The sequence below is a fragment of the Bosea sp. ANAM02 genome (assembly GCF_011764485.1).
Taxonomy (GTDB): domain Bacteria; phylum Pseudomonadota; class Alphaproteobacteria; order Rhizobiales; family Beijerinckiaceae; genus Allobosea.
Genome location: NZ_AP022848.1, coordinates 4714345 through 4730201, shown reverse-complemented (window position 1 = coordinate 4730201; position 15857 = coordinate 4714345). Strand labels below are relative to the sequence as shown.

The 15857-nt window shown below is 65.5% G+C and carries 14 protein-coding genes and 2 pseudogenes; 14 read left to right on the top strand and 2 right to left on the bottom strand.

Features of this window, described 5'->3' with window-relative positions:
• Positions 1 to 137: 137 nt before the first annotated feature.
• Positions 138 to 895 (top strand): IS5 family transposase gene (locus tag OCUBac02_RS22610; RefSeq protein ID WP_173048862.1). Its coding sequence is split into 2 segments (ribosomal slippage): positions 138 to 471 and positions 471 to 895, totalling 759 coding nucleotides; the frame shifts between segments, so codons are not numbered across the junction.
• Between the two features lie 68 nt (positions 896 to 963).
• Here the strand turns inward: OCUBac02_RS22610 and OCUBac02_RS22605 are convergent.
• A pseudogene (locus tag OCUBac02_RS22605) lies at positions 964 to 1341 on the bottom strand (LysR substrate-binding domain-containing protein); the annotation flags it as partial.
• 146 nt (positions 1342 to 1487) lie between these two features.
• On the opposite strand from OCUBac02_RS22605, the gene OCUBac02_RS22600 reads away from it, so the two are divergent.
• The 13 genes from OCUBac02_RS22600 (at position 1488) to OCUBac02_RS22540 (ending at position 15194) form a co-directional block, all read left to right on the top strand.
• Positions 1488 to 2333 (top strand): helix-turn-helix domain-containing protein, encoded by an 846-nt coding sequence (locus tag OCUBac02_RS22600; RefSeq protein WP_173048901.1) that lies wholly within the window; start codon positions 1488 to 1490, stop codon positions 2331 to 2333.
• A 175-nt stretch (positions 2334 to 2508) separates the two neighbouring features.
• On the top strand, positions 2509 to 5463 hold the full coding sequence (locus tag OCUBac02_RS22595; protein WP_173048900.1) for a xanthine dehydrogenase family protein molybdopterin-binding subunit: 2955 nt from the start codon (positions 2509 to 2511) through the stop codon (positions 5461 to 5463).
• A complete protein-coding gene (locus tag OCUBac02_RS22590; protein WP_173048899.1) occupies positions 5460 to 6287 on the top strand; it encodes an FAD binding domain-containing protein in 828 nt (275 codons plus the stop codon). The genes OCUBac02_RS22595 and OCUBac02_RS22590 overlap by 4 nt, the downstream gene beginning before the upstream one ends.
• Positions 6275 to 6811: a (2Fe-2S)-binding protein gene (locus OCUBac02_RS22585; protein WP_173048898.1), complete on the top strand. Its 537-nt coding sequence runs from the start codon at positions 6275 to 6277 to the stop codon at positions 6809 to 6811. The genes OCUBac02_RS22590 and OCUBac02_RS22585 overlap by 13 nt, the downstream gene beginning before the upstream one ends.
• Positions 6804 to 8348, top strand: coding sequence for an AMP-binding protein (locus OCUBac02_RS22580; RefSeq protein ID WP_173048896.1), 1545 nt, complete (start codon positions 6804 to 6806; stop codon positions 8346 to 8348). Before OCUBac02_RS22585 ends, OCUBac02_RS22580 begins: the two co-directional genes overlap by 8 nt.
• A 58-nt stretch (positions 8349 to 8406) precedes the next feature.
• On the top strand, positions 8407 to 9210 hold the full coding sequence (locus OCUBac02_RS22575; RefSeq protein WP_173048894.1) for an enoyl-CoA hydratase/isomerase family protein: 804 nt from the start codon (positions 8407 to 8409) through the stop codon (positions 9208 to 9210).
• Positions 9211 to 9214: 4 nt separating this feature from the next.
• A complete protein-coding gene (locus OCUBac02_RS22570; protein ID WP_173048876.1) occupies positions 9215 to 9682 on the top strand; it encodes a hotdog fold thioesterase in 468 nt (155 codons plus the stop codon).
• Between the two features lie 45 nt (positions 9683 to 9727).
• Positions 9728 to 10909 carry an ABC transporter substrate-binding protein gene (locus OCUBac02_RS22565; protein WP_173048874.1) on the top strand — a complete coding sequence of 394 codons (1182 nt, stop codon included), beginning with the start codon at positions 9728 to 9730 and terminating at the stop codon, positions 10907 to 10909.
• Positions 10910 to 10978: 69 nt separating this feature from the next.
• A complete protein-coding gene (locus OCUBac02_RS22560) occupies positions 10979 to 11869 on the top strand; it encodes a branched-chain amino acid ABC transporter permease (RefSeq protein WP_173048872.1) in 891 nt (296 codons plus the stop codon).
• A complete protein-coding gene (locus tag OCUBac02_RS22555; RefSeq protein WP_173048870.1) occupies positions 11862 to 12914 on the top strand; it encodes a branched-chain amino acid ABC transporter permease in 1053 nt (350 codons plus the stop codon). The genes OCUBac02_RS22560 and OCUBac02_RS22555 overlap by 8 nt, the downstream gene beginning before the upstream one ends.
• The gene (locus OCUBac02_RS22550) at positions 12911 to 13654 is read left to right on the top strand and encodes an ABC transporter ATP-binding protein (RefSeq protein WP_244639024.1); all 744 of its coding nucleotides are present in this window, start codon (positions 12911 to 12913) and stop codon (positions 13652 to 13654) included. The genes OCUBac02_RS22555 and OCUBac02_RS22550 overlap by 4 nt, the downstream gene beginning before the upstream one ends.
• 1 nt (position 13655) lies before the next feature.
• Positions 13656 to 14363 carry an ABC transporter ATP-binding protein gene (locus tag OCUBac02_RS22545; protein ID WP_173048868.1) on the top strand — a complete coding sequence of 236 codons (708 nt, stop codon included), beginning with the start codon at positions 13656 to 13658 and terminating at the stop codon, positions 14361 to 14363.
• The gene (locus OCUBac02_RS22540) at positions 14364 to 15194 is read left to right on the top strand and encodes an alpha/beta fold hydrolase (protein ID WP_173048866.1); all 831 of its coding nucleotides are present in this window, start codon (positions 14364 to 14366) and stop codon (positions 15192 to 15194) included. It begins immediately after the preceding gene.
• Here OCUBac02_RS22540 and OCUBac02_RS22535 read toward each other — a convergent pair.
• Positions 15181 to 15822, bottom strand: a pseudogene (locus OCUBac02_RS22535) (Bug family tripartite tricarboxylate transporter substrate binding protein); the annotation flags it as partial. The gene OCUBac02_RS22540 and the pseudogene OCUBac02_RS22535 overlap by 14 nt on opposite strands.
• Between the last annotated feature and the right edge of the window lie 35 nt (positions 15823 to 15857).

The window sequence follows — 15857 nt, the reverse complement described above, 5'->3', positions numbered from 1 at the left end:
CGCCCCGTAAGGCGGACATGGTGAAGCCGCGAGCCCGTGGCCGCGATCATGACGCCCGATGCGTTGCAGGGGCCTTAGGGTCAGGACCCATTGATATGAGCGTTGCGATCTGATTCAGGCTCCGCGAGGAGACCGGGATGAGCGACCTGTTTTGGCTAACGGATGAGCAGATGGAGCGGCTGCGGCCGTTCTTTCCGAAGAGCCACGGCAAGCCTCGAGTGGATGACCGGCGGGTGCTGAGCGGCATCGTGTTCGTCAACAGCAACGGGCTGCGCTGGCGCGATGCTCCTGGCGCGTACGGCCGGCACAAGACGCTGTACTACCGCTGGAAGCGCTGGGGTGAGGCAGGCGTTTTCACGCGCATCATGGAAGGTCTGGCTGCGGTGGGCGCCGAACCCAAAACGGTGATGATCGACGCGACCTACCTGAAGGCGCACCGCACGGCATCGAGCCTGCGGGTAAAAAGGGGGATCTCGGCCGCCTGATCGGACGCACGAAAGGCGGCATGAACACCAAGCTCCATGCCGTCGCCGACGCGAACGGTCGCCCCTTGAGCTTCTTCATGACCGCCGGTCAGGTCAGCGACTACACCGGTGCGGCCGCGCTGCTGGACGACCTCCCAAAAGCGCAGTGGCTGCTCGGCGACCGCGGCTACGACGCCGACTGGTTCAGGGACGCTCTTCAGGCCAAGGGCATCCAGCCTTGCATCCCAGGCCGCAGGTCGCACAACGAGCCCGTCCGGTACGATAAGCGCCGCTATCGGCGCCGCAGCCGCATCGAGATCATGTTCGGCCGCCTCAAAGACTGGCGCCGCGTCGCCACCCGCTACGATCGCTGCCCTACGGCCTTCTTCTCCGCCATCGCCCTCGCTGCCACCGTCATCTTCTGGCTGTGATCAACGAGTCCTGACCCTAAGGAATGTTTGTGAAATTCAACCGGCGTCGCCCGGCCGAATGAAGTCCATCACGTTGGCGACGTCATGGCTGTTGCTGCCGTCTTGTCCTTGAAGTCGGTGATGACTTCGCCGATCAGCGCCCGTAGCCAGCGGTGGGCGGGATCGTGGCGGTAACGGACGTGCCAGGCCATCTCGACAGGAAAGCTGCCGAGGTCGAACGGGGCGGGCAGGACCTTCAGCCGGGGGTCGTGCATCAGCTGTCGGCAGATGAGCGAGGGCAGGGTGGCGCAATAGTCGGTCACCGCTACCATCTCGGCTGCCGCGAAGAAGTTGGTCACGGAGATCGCGACGTCGCGCTTCAGCTGCTGCTGCGCCAGCGCCTGAAACAAACCGGCGCGCATCCGTCCGGGCGGCACGATGTTGACATGCTTCATCGTCTCGAACTGCTAGCGCGGCTTGCGAAAGCAAGCCGATACGAGGGCTGCTATCTGTTGCACCCAACGAGGGGCCCCCTTGCGGTGGCCGGGAGCCGGCCACTACATTATCGCCTGAAAGACAATGAGCTGAAAATCAGCCTGGGCGAGGAAACGGCATGTCGGATGCCTTGCGCATCGCGCATGGAGCTTTCGGACGGGTGGCGCTGCTGGACATGGACCGGAGCCTGGTCCGGCACGCGCATCCCCATTGCCATGTCCTGCTCAAGGTGGATGGCGACGACACCCAGTTTCTCGTTGGCGACCATGTCGCCCCGCTGACAGGGGATCTCGCGGTGCTGGTCAACGCCTGGGAGCCGCACGCCTATATCCATGACCCCAGGCGCAAGAACGCTCTGATCCTGGCGCTCTATATCGAGCCGGACTGGCTTCGCAGCTTCCGGCCGAACTGGGCCGCCAGCGGTGCGCCCGGCTTCTTCGAGCACTCTGCCGGGGAAGTCACGGCCCATATTCGCCAGACCGCGCTCGATCTTGCCGCCGAGATGGTGCACGAACCCGGCGCGTCGCGGCGGCAGGAGCATCTGCTCTCGGAACTGATGATCGCCGTGATCGAGCGCTTCACGCCCTGGCGCTCGATTGGCGCTTCGCTGCGCGAGATCGCCCGCTCCAACGCGGTCGACTGGCGTGTCGGCCGGGCCATCTCGCTGATGCGATCCAACCCTGCAGCCTCGCACAGCATCGACAAGCTTGCTAGGGAATCCGGCCTTTCGCGAGCGCATTTCTTCCGCATCTTCGAGGATTCGGTTGGCGTGACGCCGCATGTCTTCCTGAACGTGCTCAAGGTCGAGCTGGCTGTGGGAGCAATCGTCGAGGGCGACGAGACCTTCTCGACAATCGGAAACCGGCTCGGCTTCAGTGCCCCAGCGCACTTCACACGCTTCTTCCGCGACCATTGCAGCGTCGCCCCGAGCGAGTTTCGCCAGGTCGCTCGACTCGGCCGCTGATCGCGCTCGCCCGCCGGGGGCGTAATCCCGGCGTAGTTCTGCACTGTCCTGGATTTCCTCGATTTTGAGACTTTTCGGTAAGCCGCGAGACTCCGCGGGATCGCGCCGCCACGCCTGATCGCAGAACCTAGCTCCCAGACGCCGTTCTCAAGAGCGTCCTCGGGAGCAGACGTCAGTGAAAATCGAAACCATTTCGTGGACCGGTCAATCTGTGGAGCGCGTCGAGGACGCGGCTCTGCTGACCGGCCGCGGGCGTTTCGTTGACGATCTCGGCACGAGGCCCGGTACCCTCCAGGCGGCGATTCTGCGCTCGCCTCACGCGCATGCCGACATTCTCGGGATCGACATTACCGCTGCTGCCGCCATGCCCGGCGTCGTGGCCGTCATCACCGGTCGCGACCTTGCAAAGCTCACTGCGCCCATGGTCGCGGGCCTCAAGGTCGCGGTCGAGAACTGGCCGATGGCAGTCGAGCGCGCGCGCTATGTCGGCGAGCCCGTCGCCATCGTGGTGGCGCAGGATCGTTATCTCGCCGAGGACGCAGTCGACGCGGTCGAGGTCGAATACAGCGCGCTGCCCTGCGTCGTCGATACGCTCGCGACTCTCGAGCCTGACGCGCCGTTGCTGCATGAGAGAGCTGGCGCCAACCTCGTCAGCGACCGGCATTTTCGCTACGGCGACCCTGAGGCGGCCTTCGCCAAAGCCGAGCATCAGGTTTCCGTCTCCATCGCCTATCCGCGCAACACCGGCGCGCCGATGGAGACCTTTGGCGTCGTCGCCGAATACGATCCTCATGAAGACGCCTACGACATCCTCGCCAATTTCCAGGGCCCCTTCAGCATCCATGCGGTGCTTGCGCGCTGCCTGAAGGTTCCCGGCAACCGCCTGCGGTTGCGCATGCCGCCGGATTCGGGCGGCAGCTTCGGCGTCAAGCAGGGCGTCGCGCCCTACGCCGTACTGATCGGCATTGCCGCGCGCATTGCCGGCCGGCCGGTGAAATGGATCGAGGACCGGCTCGAACATCTGGGCGCGGCCGTCGCCGCCACCAACCGCGTCACGACCTTGAAGGCCGCCGTCACGGCGGAGGGCCGCATCACCGCGCTGGACTGGGATCAGGTCGAGGATTGCGGCGCGTATCCGCGCGCCCCCGAGCCTGCCACGCTCTACCGCATGCATGGCAACATGACCGGGGCCTACGACATCCGGAATCTCGCCATCCGCAACCGCGTCGTGCTGACGAACAAGGCTCCGACGGGTCTCGTGCGCGGCTTTGGCGGCCCGCAGGTCTACTACGCGCTGGAGCGGCTGATGCAACGGATCGCGGTCGAGCTCGGGCTCGATCCGCTCAAGGTGATCCGCGCCAACCTGATTCCGTTCGGCGCCTTTCCCTATCGCACGGCCTCGGGCGCGCTCTACGATTCCGGCGACTACGTCCAGGCCTTCGACCTCGCCTTGGCCGAGGGCCGGCTCGCCGAGCTTGAGGCTCGTCGCGATGCCGCCCGTGCCGCCGGCAGGCGCTACGGCATCGGCTTTGCCGCTGCTGTCGAACCCAGCGTCTCCAATATGGGCTACATCACCACTGTTCTGACCGCCGCCGAGCGGAAAAAGGCCGGGCCGAAGAACGGTGCCCAGGCCACCGCGACGGTGTCGCTCGATCCGGTCGGCTCGGTCAGCGTCCATGTCGCTTCGGTGCCGCAGGGCCAGGGCCACCGCACCGTGCTGGCGCAGGTCGTCGCCGATGTTTTCGGCCTGTCGCACCATGACGTCCGTATCGTCGCCGATCTCGATACGGGCAAGGACGCCTGGTCGATCGCCTCGGGCAACTACTCCAGCCGCTTCGCCGCCGCTGTCGCCGGCACTGCCCATCTCGCCGCCACCCGCCTGCGCGACAAGCTCGGCTTGATCGCGGCAAGCCAGCTGGGTGCCGATCCAGGTCAGATCGGATTCGCCGGTGGCGCGGTCTTCGCCAAGGGCCAACCCGACAAGACGATCCCATTCGGCCGCGTCGCGGCGTTGAGCCACTGGTCGCCGGCGCTGCTGCCCGCCGGTATCGACCAGGCGATCCGCGAGACTGCCTTCTGGACGCCGCCCGAGCTGTCTGCGCCGAGCGAGGACGATCAGGTCAATTCATCGCTTTGCCACGGCTTCATCTTCGATATGGCCGGTGTCGAGGTCGAGCCCGGAAGCGGCAAGGTCCGCATCGACCGCTACGTCACCATGCATGACTGTGGACGGATCCTGCATCCCGGCATGGTCGACGGACAGATCCGGGGCGGCTTCGCCCAGGCGCTGGGTGCGACGTTCTACGAGGAACTCGCCTATGCCGCTGACGGTGCCTTCCTGACCGGCACCTTCGCCGACTACCTGCTCCCAACGGCGACCGAGACGCCCGATATCGACATTCTGCATATCGAGACGCCGTCGCCCTTCACGCCGCTCGGCGCCAAGGGCGTCGGCGAAGGCAATTGCATGTCGACGCCGGTCTGCCTTGCCAATGCGGTCGCCGACGCGCTCGGCGTCGCGCAACTCGACCTTCCGCTGACGCCTGCCAGGGTCGCCGCCCTTGTCGCCGCGCCTGAGCCTTCGCTTCCCGCATCCCATCGGACGGCCGCGAAGACTGCCGTGACGGCAAAGCCCGGTGACCGCGCTTTGCGTGGCGAAGGGCAGGCCAAGGTTGCAGCGGGGCCGGACGCGGTCTGGGCGATGCTGCTCGATGTCGACACGCTCGCCTCGATCATCCCCGGCTGTCACGGCGTCAAGAAGCTGTCGGACACGCATTTCAAGGCCGATGTCACGCTGGGCGTCGGTCCCGTGAAGGGCCGCTACAAGGCCGAGATCAAGCTCTCCAATCTCGTCGCGCCGCAGGCCGCGACCCTGACCGGCTCGGTCTCGGGTGCGCTCGGCACCGGCGGCGGCTCGGGCCGCGTGATGCTGTCGCCGGGCGAGGGCGGTGGCACGCTCATCGCCTACACCTATGAGGCGGCCGTCGGTGGCAAGGTCGCCGCGATCGGAGGCCGGCTTCTTGACGGCGCCGCCAAGGCCATCATCGGCCAGTTCTTCGCGGCATTGGCGCGTAAGGCCTCGCCCTCCCGGCCAGGCTTTTTCGCCCGCCTGTTGCGGAGGTACGCATGAAGCCCGCAGCCTTCGACTACATTCGGGCCGGCGACCTCACGGAGGTGCTCGAGGCGCTCGACAAGCACGGTTCCGATGCTCGTATCATCGCTGGCGGCCAATCGCTGCTGCCGATGTTGAACATGCGCCTCGCCAAGCCGTCGGTGCTGATCGACATCATGAACATCGCTGGGCTCGACCGGATCGGGCGCGAGGGTGATGCGACCGTGGTGTCGGCCGGCGTCCGTCAGGCCGTACTGATGAGGCGTCCGGGCCTTGCCGGCGAACAGCCTCTGCTGGCGGCAGCGCTGCCCTGGCTCGGCCATTACCAGACTCGTGCACGAGGTACGGTCTGCGGCTCGGTCGCCCATGCCGATCCCAGCGCCGAGATCCCACTCTGCCTCGTCGCGCTCGATGGCGAGATCCGGCTGCGTTCGCGCCGCAAGCGGCGCAGCGTGAAGGCGAGCGAATTCTTCGGCGGCATGATGGTGACCGACAGGGGCGATGACGAGCTGATCGAGGCCGTCGCTTTTCCCGCCGCCAAACCAGGAAGCGGCTACGCCTTCCGCGAGGTCGCGCGCCGCCATGGCGACTTCGCCATCGTCGGCTGCGCAGCAGTCGTGACGGGCGACGCGATCCATCTCGCTGTCGCCGGCGTCGCCGACAAGCCCGAGCGCCGCAGCTTTCCCCTGCTCGACGGTTCTGCGCTCACCGACGCGCTGAACGTCTTCGCCTGGGAACTCGATGCCCGCGAGGATCTCCACGCCACCGCGCGGCTGCGGCGCGACCTCGTGCGCTCGCTCGGCCTGTCCACGATCGAGGAGGCCAAGCGATGCCGCGCCTGAACGCCGCAAGCCGCCACCGTGTCGGCTTCACGCTGAACGGCAAACCGGTCTCGCTGGAGGCCGAGCCGCGCCTGCTTGCGACCGACGCCCTGCGCCATGGCTTGGGCGCGACCGGCACTCATGTCGGCTGCGAGCACGGCGTCTGCGGTGCCTGCACGATCCAGATCGACGGCCAACCTGCCCGCGCGTGTCTCACGCTCGCAGTCCAGCTCGAAGGCCGCGACGTTGCCACGGTCGAGGGGCTTGCGCCTGGTCAGGATAGACTTTCGGTGATGCAGGCTGCGTTCCGGCGCCATCATGCGCTGCAATGCGGCTTCTGCACCGCAGGCATCCTGGTTTCGCTCGACGCCTATCTGCGCGAGGAGCCGGCCCCCAGCGAGCAGGCGCTGCGCGAGGTCGTCGGTGGCCATCTCTGCCGCTGCACCGGCTACACCCCCATCATCAGGGCGGCGCTCGAGGCCGCTGCCATCCTGCGGGGCGAGCCTGCGCCGCACTCTCAGGCTCGGGAGCCTGCCAATGTTTGACCTCGGCACCAGCTTCATGGCGAGCGCGGCACGGGACCCCGATGCGCTTGCCATCGTCGACGGCGACGTCCGCCTGACCTATGCGCATTGGCTCGACAAAATTTCGTCGCTGGTCTCTGCATTCGATGGCATGGGCCTGAAAGCCGGCGATCACCTCGTCACCGTGCTCCAGAACCGCTGGGAAGCGGCGAGCCTGCACTGGGCCTGCCAGTTTGCCGGGCTGACGATCACGCCGATCAACTGGCGCGCGAAGCCAGATGAGATCGACTTCGTTCTGGAGAACTGCGACGCCAAGGCCATCGCCTTCGAGGCCGTCGCAAGCCAGTCGATGACCGAAAGCCAAAGGGCGGTCGCAATCCCGCGGATTGCTGTCGGCGCCGATGCCGGGCGGGCCGAACTGACCTTCGCCGAAATGATCGCGGTAGCGGCGCCCGTTGCCAAGCCGCGCGTGGCGGCCGACGCACTGTCGCTGATGCTTTACACGTCGGGCACCACCGCCAAGCCCAAGGGCGTACCGCGCCGGCACCGGGCCGAGCGCATGGCGGGCCTCGCCCACGTCGCCCAGAACCTCTATGGCCGCGGCGAACGCACGCTTGGCGTGATGCCGCTCTATCACACCATGGGCGTGCGCTCGCTCATCGCCATGTCGCTGATCGGCGGCGTCTTCGTCTGCCTGCCGCGCTTCGACGTGACCAGGGCACTGGAGCTGATCGAGGCGGAGGGCATCAGCAACCTCTACCTTGTGCCGACGCTGTATCATGACGTCGTCCACCACCCGCGCTTCGCGCAGACCAACGTCTCCAGCGTCCGCAAGCTCGGCTTCGCCGGCGCGCCGATGACGGACGGTCTGCTCGGCCAGCTGACGGACGCCTTCTCCCCCGAGCTCTTCGTCAACCATTACGGTTCGTCGGAAATCTACACCTTCACCATCAACCAGAAAGCCGCTGAAAAGCCGGGCTCGGCCGGCAAGGCCGGCCTCAACCAGTTGATCCGGGTGGTCAAGCTCGGGGCGAAATCGGCCCATGAAATCGCAGCGCCCGGCGAGGAGGGCGAGATCGTCGCGCTCGCCGCGAGCGACGAGGCTTTCGAGGGCTACTGGAAGCGCCCCGAAGCCGACGCCAAGTCGCTGCGCGACGGCTGGTATTTCACGGGCGACACCGGATATTTCGACGCCGACGGTGATCTCTACGTCTCCGGCCGCGTCGACGACATGATCATCACCGGGGGCGAGAACGTCTCGCCGGTCGAGATCGAGAGCTGCCTGTCGCTGCATCCCGGCGTGTTGGAGGTTGCGGTCGTCGGCCTGCCCGACGAGCGCTGGGGCAAGGTCGTCGTCGCCTTCGTCCAGCGTAAGGGCGCGGTCACAGCCGAAGAGCTCGATGCCCATTGCAAGGCGACGGGGCTCGCCAACTTCAAGCGGCCGCGCCGCTTTGAATTCGTCAAGGCGATCCCGAAGTCGCCCGTCGGCAAGCTGCTGCGTCGCCAACTCGTCGCAGGCGAGTTCGAGCCCGAGTCCTCCGGCAGCGCCGCTGCCTGAGATCGCAATTCAAGATCTCAAAACCCTGATCAGCACATTCGCCAAAGAAAGGTTTCTCATGAACGCCGTCACCCCGATCCACCCGGCCCTGATCGATCTGGATGGCTTCACCGTCGAGATCGATGCGGCTCGTGAGCGTGCCGACATCATCCTCAACCGCCCGCCGATGAACGTGATCTCGATGCCGCAGCGCGACCAGTTGCGAAAGGTCTTCGAAGCGCTCGATGAGGACGACCGCGTCCGCGTGATCGTGCTGCGCGCCGTTGGTGAGAACTTCTCCTCGGGCGGCTACATCAAGGGCTTCCTCGATGCCTCGCCAGAGCATGTCTCGAAGCTTGCCTGGAACATCGCCGCGCCGGCGCGCTGCGCCAAGCCGGTGGTCGTCGCCAATCGCGGCTATGCCTTCGGCGTCGGCTTCGAGATCTCGCTCGCCTGCGATTTCCGCATCGTCTCGGAAACCTGCCAATACGCGCTGCCCGAGCAGAAACTCGGCCAGATCCCCGGTTCCGGAGGCTCGGCCCGGCTGCAGAAGATGGTCGGGATCACCCGCACCAAGGACATCGTGATGCGTTCGAAGCGCATTCCCGGTCGACAGGCCTATGACTGGGGCGTGGCGACAGAATGCGTGCCCGACAGCGAACTGGAAGCGGCGACGGACCGGCTGGTCGAGGAACTGCGCGGCTTCTCGCCGATGGCGCAGCGCACCGCCAAGAAGCTCCTCAACGATACCGAGGATTCGACCCTCTCGATTGCGATCGAGCTCGAGGGTCACTGCTACAGCCGCCTGCGCCAGTCGGACGACTTCCGCGAGGGCGTCGAGGCCTTCCACGCCAAGCGCGCGCCGAAGTTCATCGGAAGCTGATTCCATGCAGCGCCCCGAAACACTGTGGAAGACTGCCTGGTCGCTCGATGATCTTGCGTTGCTGATGCGCGGGACGTTCGCAGAGCAGCTCGGCATTCGCTTCATTGAGATCGGGGCCGACTGGTTGTCGGCGGACCTTTCCGTTCTTCCGGCGCAGGTGCAGGGCGTAGGCCTGATGCAGGCTGGCGTCGCTCTTACCCTTGCCGAAGCGGTTGCCACGCTGGCGAGCCAGATGGCGGTCGAGGCCGAAACGCACAGCGTCTGCGGGCTCGACATCAAGGCCAATCATTGCCGGCTCCTAAGCCCGGGCGAGACGATCCGTGCGACCGCCCGGCCGCTGTATCTCGGCCGTCAGACCCACGAATGGGAGGTCCATATCGACGCGCGCGGCGGCGATCGGCTCGTCTGCGTCGCAAGGCTGACCACCGCCATAAAGACCCGCGCGGGAGAACCAGTCCGCGCGGCTGCCTAAGCCTTCACGATGACAACAACAAGCAAGACATAAAGGGAAACGACCATGACATCCGGGACCATCAAGACCCTCATCGGCAGTCTGCTCGCCGTTACCGCCTTGTCGGGTAGTGCGCTCGCCCAGAGCGGTCCGATCAAGATCGGCGTGGTTACGCCGCTTTCGGGAACCTACACGCCGATCGGCCAACAGGTGCGCTGGGGCCTCGAGCTCGCTGCGAAGGAGGTCAACGCCGCGGGCGGAATTGCCGGCCGCCAGGTTTCGTTGGTCTTCGAAGACGAGGAGGCCAACCCCTCCGTGGCCGTGCAGAAGGCCGAGAAGCTCTTCCAGGTGGAGAAGGTCGACTTCCTGACGGGCACGGTCAATTCGGGCTCGACACTCGCCGTCGCCCAGCTCGCCGAGCGCAATGGCAAGCTCGCGGCGACGACGGTGTCCTTTGCGGACTCGATCACCACCGACAAGTGTTCGCCCAACATGTTCCGCGTTAATGCACGCGCCGAACAGCAATCGGTCGCACTTGCTGCCTGGCTCGCGAAGGAGAAGCCCAAGGCAAGGGTCTTCTATCTCGGTCCCGACTACGAGATGGGCCGCTCCACGGTGGCGGCCTTCAAATCGAGTGCCGAGAAATCCGGCGCGCAGACCGGTGGCGAGGTGTTCGCACCGCTCGATTCCAAGGACTACACCCAATATTTCGGCCAAATCCGTGCTACGCGGCCGCAGGTCGTCTACACCTCCGTCGCCGGCAACGACACGGTGCGCCTGCTGACGCAGCTTCAGGACTTCGGACTGCTCTCAGGCCTGACAGTGGTCGGGGCGTCCGGAACCGTGACCTCCCAGAACATCACGGCGATCGGCGCTGCAGCCGAGGGCTTCGCTACCGGCGTCGGCTATTCGCCGCAGATCGAAAGCCCCGAGAACAAGAAGTTCGTCGCCGCCTTCCGCGAGGCCAACAAGACGGATCCGGATCTTTACGGCGCCGACAGCTACGGCCTGCTCTTCGCCTACAAGGCGGCCGTCGAGAAAGCGGGCTCGACCGAGACCGACAAGGTCCGCGAAGCGCTGCGTGGCCTGACCTGGCAGACCCCGCAGGGGGCCAAGAGCATCCGCGCCGGCGATCACCAGGCGATGCAGCCGATGTATGTCGTGCGCGTCAACAAGGGCAAGTTCGACATCATCGACAACGTCCCCGCCGAGAATGCGATCGGGCCGGACGCCTGCGCCCGCTTCTGAGCTCCGCGACCTGTTCCCCTCTCCGCGTGGAGAGGGGCTTCGCGCGGCCTACCGCATAGAGGCACCGCCATGACCCCAATCGACTATCTTCAATTCGTCCTCGCTCCGCAGGTCGTGAACGGGCTCGCGCTCGGGGTCGCGGTCGTTCTCGTGGCGCTGGGGCTGACGATCATCTTCGGCATGCTCGACGTCATCAATATGAGCCATGGCGAATTCTACGCCATAGGCGCCTATGCTGCGCTGGCGCTCGCCGCAGCCGGAATCGGCTTCTGGTTCCTGCTCGTGCTTGTGCCGGTCCTGATGGTTCCGCTCGGCATGGCCGCAGAGCGCCTGCTGATCCGGCCGGTGTTCGACTCGAAGGACCGCCATGTCACGACGCTGCTCGTGACCTTCGGCCTCGGGCTCATCGTCGAGGATGTGCTGAAGATCATCTTCGGCGCCAACACGCAGCGTCCGCCCACCCCGATCCCGGGTGCGACCGAGATCCTCGGCATCATACTGCCGAACTACCGGCTCTTCCTGATCCTGATCGGCGCCGCTATCGTGCTGGCGGTCGCCTATGTCGTCTACAGGACGAGGCTGGGCGCCATGGTCCGCGCCGCCGCTTTCGACCGCAACATGGCGGCCTCCCTCGGCGTCCCCGTTTCGCTTGTCTACGCCGGCACCTTCGCCTTCGGTGTCGGCCTCGCCGGGCTCGCCGGCGTCCTGCTCGCACCGATCTACTCGGTCTTCCCGACGATGGGGCGGGACTTCATCCTGCTCGCCTTCACCGTCGTCATCGTCGGCGGCATGGGCTCGATCTGGGGCGCCGTCGTCGCAGGACTGCTGCTGACTCAGGTCCAGGCACTGGCGAGCCTCGTGATCTCGCCGGTCTGGACCGATCCGATCGTGTTCGGGACCATGGTCGCTTTTCTCATGTTCCGGCCGCAGGGCCTTTTCGGGAGGCTCGGCCATGCATGACCGGCTGACGCAATCCATGCGGGCGAGCCATCTGCTCGCGCTGCTCTTCGTCCTGGTTTCGATCGGGCTGGCCGCCATGGGCGCTGCGACCGGCGACACCTTCTATCTGCGGCTCGGCACCGAGGCGCTGATTTTCGCGGGCCTCGCGCTCTCGGTCGATCTGCTGTTGGGATACTCTGGCGCGCTCTCGCTGGGCCAGGCGCTGTATTTCGGCATCGGCGCCTATGTCTCGGCTCTGACGCTGATGAAGGTCCCGTCCTTCTGGCTCGCCATGGGCGCGGCTCTGGCGGCGACGCTGGTCGCCGCCATCATCGGAGGGCTGATCGCCAACCGGGTGCGCGGCGTCTATTTCGCGCTGATCACCTTCGGCCTGGCGCAGGTCATGGCGAAGGTCGTCTACAACACCCGCGAACTCGGTGCCTCCGATGGCATGATCGGCATTCCTGTCATCGAGATCGGGCTCGGGCCGTTTTCGGTTTCCGCCGCCAATCCGGCTGGCTTCTTCCTGCTCGTGCTTGCGTTCATCATGGGCCTCTACGCTCTGACGGCCTACCTGCTCGACACGCCTTTCGGCCGCGTCTTGACGGCACTGAAAGCCAATGAGCGGCGCGTGCCCTTCCTTGGCTATTCGGTCTGGCAGGCGCGCATGGCGGCCTATGTTCTGGCCGGGCTGATCGCGGGTCTGTCGGGTGCGCTCTACCCGATGCTGCGCGGCTTCGTCTCGCCGGAGCTGATGTTCTTCGCTACCTCCGGCAACGCCGTCATCTCCGTCGTGCTCGGCGGCGTCGGCACGCTGATCGGCGCCATCTATGGCTCGGTCCTGCTGGTGATCCTGAAATCAATCATCGGTAGCTGGACGGAGCACCATCTCATCGTGATCGGCCTGCTCTTCATGTTGTGCGTGATGTTCCTGCCCAAGGGACTCGCCGGGCTCGTGAGGCCGCGCATCGAGGTGCTGCTGAATCGCCGGACGCAGACTCCTCCGGCCAGCGCGGAGCCGGCAGGCCTGTCCCCCATCGCCGTCAAATCTGGGAGCGTCTCGTGATCACGCCCGTCCTCGACATTCGCGACCTCGGCATTTCCTTCGGTGGCCTGAAGGCAGTCGATCAGGTCAGTTTCCAGGCGCAGCGCCACAAGATCACGACTGTTATCGGTCCCAACGGCGCGGGCAAGTCGACGCTGTTCAATTTGATCAGCGGTGCGCTGAAGCCCCATCGCGGGCAGGTCATGATCGACGGCGTGGACATGACCGGAGCGGCCCCCGAGCGTACCAAAGCCGCTGGTCTGTCGCGCTCGTTCCAGATCACCAGCCTGTTTCCTGAGCTCACGGTTGCGGAGAACATCAGGCTCGCGGCCCAGGTTCTCGAGACAGCTAGGCGCGCGTTCCTGCCGATCAGTCGCTCTGCGCGGGCTATGAGCAAGACGAGCCAGATGCTCGAGCGCTTCCAGCTCACCCACAGGCGTGACGAACTGGCCGGCAACCTGTCGCATGGCGACCAGCGTCGCCTCGAGATCGCGGTCTGTCTCGCCTCGGAGCCAAAGATCCTGCTGCTGGACGAACCGACGCAGGGGATGAGCCATGGCGACACCGCCGATACGGCCAAGCTCGTCCGCAGCCTGACGGAGGACGTCACCGTGCTGCTCATCGAGCACGATATCGGCCTGGTCATGGATCTCTCCGACTATGTCGTCGTGATGCATCAAGGCCGCAAGCTGGCAGAAGGCCACCCTGACGTCGTGCGCGCCGACCCGGCCGTGCAGGCTGCCTATTTCGGACATCATTGACATGCTTGACATCAGCGGATTGCACAGCCACTACGGCTTGAGCCACGTCATTCAGGGGATCGACCTGAGCGCAGGGCCGGGCGAGGTCATTGGCATCTTCGGCCGCAACGGAGTCGGCAAGACAACGCTGCTGAAGACGATCGCCGGCTGGGTCAAGCCCAGTCACGGAGCGATCCGGCTCGACGGCAAGACTCTTGAGGGTCTGGCGCCCGACCGCATCTGCCATGCCGGCGTCGGCTTCGTGCCGGAGGATCGGCGTATCTTCCCGGGGCTGACGGTGGAGGAAAACCTCTCGCTCGGACTGCTGCAGGTGAAGGGCCGTTCGTCACGTGACGAAAAGCGGACGATCGAGGGCATCTATGACCGCTTCCACCGGCTCGGCGAGCGTCGGCACCAGCTCGGCACGACCCTCTCGGGCGGCGAGCAGCAGATGCTCGCCATGGCCCGAGTCATGGTCGGCAAGCCGCGCCTCGTCCTGATCGACGAGCCTAGCGAAGGGCTTGCCCCCATGATCGTTGCCGAGATCTTCGCGATTGTGCGCGAGTTGCGCGAGCAAGGGGCGATCATCCTGCTCGTCGAACAGAACGTGCATGAGGCGCTTTCGGTCGCCGATCGCTTCCATGTCGTCGAACGTGGCCGGATCGTCTTCAGCGGCGATGCGGAGAGCGAACCCGATCGCGAGCGGCTGCTGAATCTGATTGCTGTGTAAATGCCCAAGCGTTTCATCCTCGGGCGTTGGCTGCACTATCGGCTCTGTGGCGAGATGAGTGCCGAGAAGCCGCCGATTATCCTGCTTCATCATGGTTTCGGCCACGCCGATGGCTGGCGACGTTTTCCCGATGCGCTGAGACAGGCCACAGGCCGCACCGTACTGGCCTATTCGCGATCCGGTTGCGGGCGCTCCGACGCCGCGAGCCAGCCACGCGGCTGCGACTATCTTCAGCGCGAGGCCTGCGAGACGCTGCCCGCCATAATGGCGTCGTTCGGGTTGGAGAGGGCTTGTCTGTACGGTCATAGCGACGGCGCCACGATCGCCCTGATCGCGGCGGCGCAGCGTCCTGATCTGGTCGAGGCTGCGGTTGCCGAGGCACCGCATGTCTTTGCCGAACCGCAGACTCTTGCCGGCGTTCGCGCGATGGCGGAGCGCTTCGCTAACGATCCGGCCTTCCTCAAGGCGCTTGCCCGCAATCATTGCGATCCACAGGGCGCTTTCCGCGCCTGGAGCGAGATCTGGCTGTCGCCCGCTTTTGCTGACTGGACGGTCCTGCCGCTGCTGCCCTCGATCCGAGCGCCGCTGCTGTTGCTCCAGGGGGATGAAGACCCCTTCGGCAGCCTGGCCCACGTCGAGGCGACGCATGAGGCCGTGTCCGGGGCGGCCTTCACGCGCGTCCTGCGTCGTGTCGGCCATGCACCGCACCGGACCGAGGAGCGCGTCCCCAACTGGGTTGCGGAACTGTTGGCCGATCTAGCAGGGAGCGTCACCAAATGCTGGCGCGTAGAGGAGGCTTCCGCCTCGTCGCGGGCCGTCAGTTGGGCTTGATGCCGGCATCCTTGATGATGCCGGACCATTTCACGATTTCCTCTGCGAGGAAGCTCTTGAACTCAGCGGGCGAACTGCTGTGGGGCTCGACCCCGATGTCGATGAGCCGCTTCTGCACGGCAGGGTCAGCGACCGCGAGGCGGATTTCCTTGCTCATCCGTTCAAGGATGGCCGGCGGCGTGCCTTTCGGGGCAGCGATACCGAACCAGGCATAGGACTCGTAGTTCTCGACGCCGGCCTCAGTCATGGTCTGAACATCCGGCAGCGACTTGCTGCGCGTCTTAGTGGTGACTGCCAGTGCCTTTATCTGGCCCGCTTGTAGCTGCGCGATAACATTGGGAATGAGTTGGAAGCTGACGGGCACATCGCCCGAAACGAGATCAAGCGCGATCTGGCTGCCTGATCGGTAGTTCACATGGACCATGCGGGTGCCGGCGACGATGTCGAAATAGGCCGCCGCCAGATGCTGGGAGGAGCCGAGGCCCACCGACGAATAGCTAATCGCGCCCGGCTTTCCCTTCACATGCGCAATAAAATCCTTGACGTTGGCAACCGGAATCTTCGTATCATTAACTACGAGTACGTTCACCAGGGTGGCAACGGGCGAGATCAACTCGAAGTCTTTCTCCGGATCGTAGGGTCAGGACCCATTGATATGAGCGT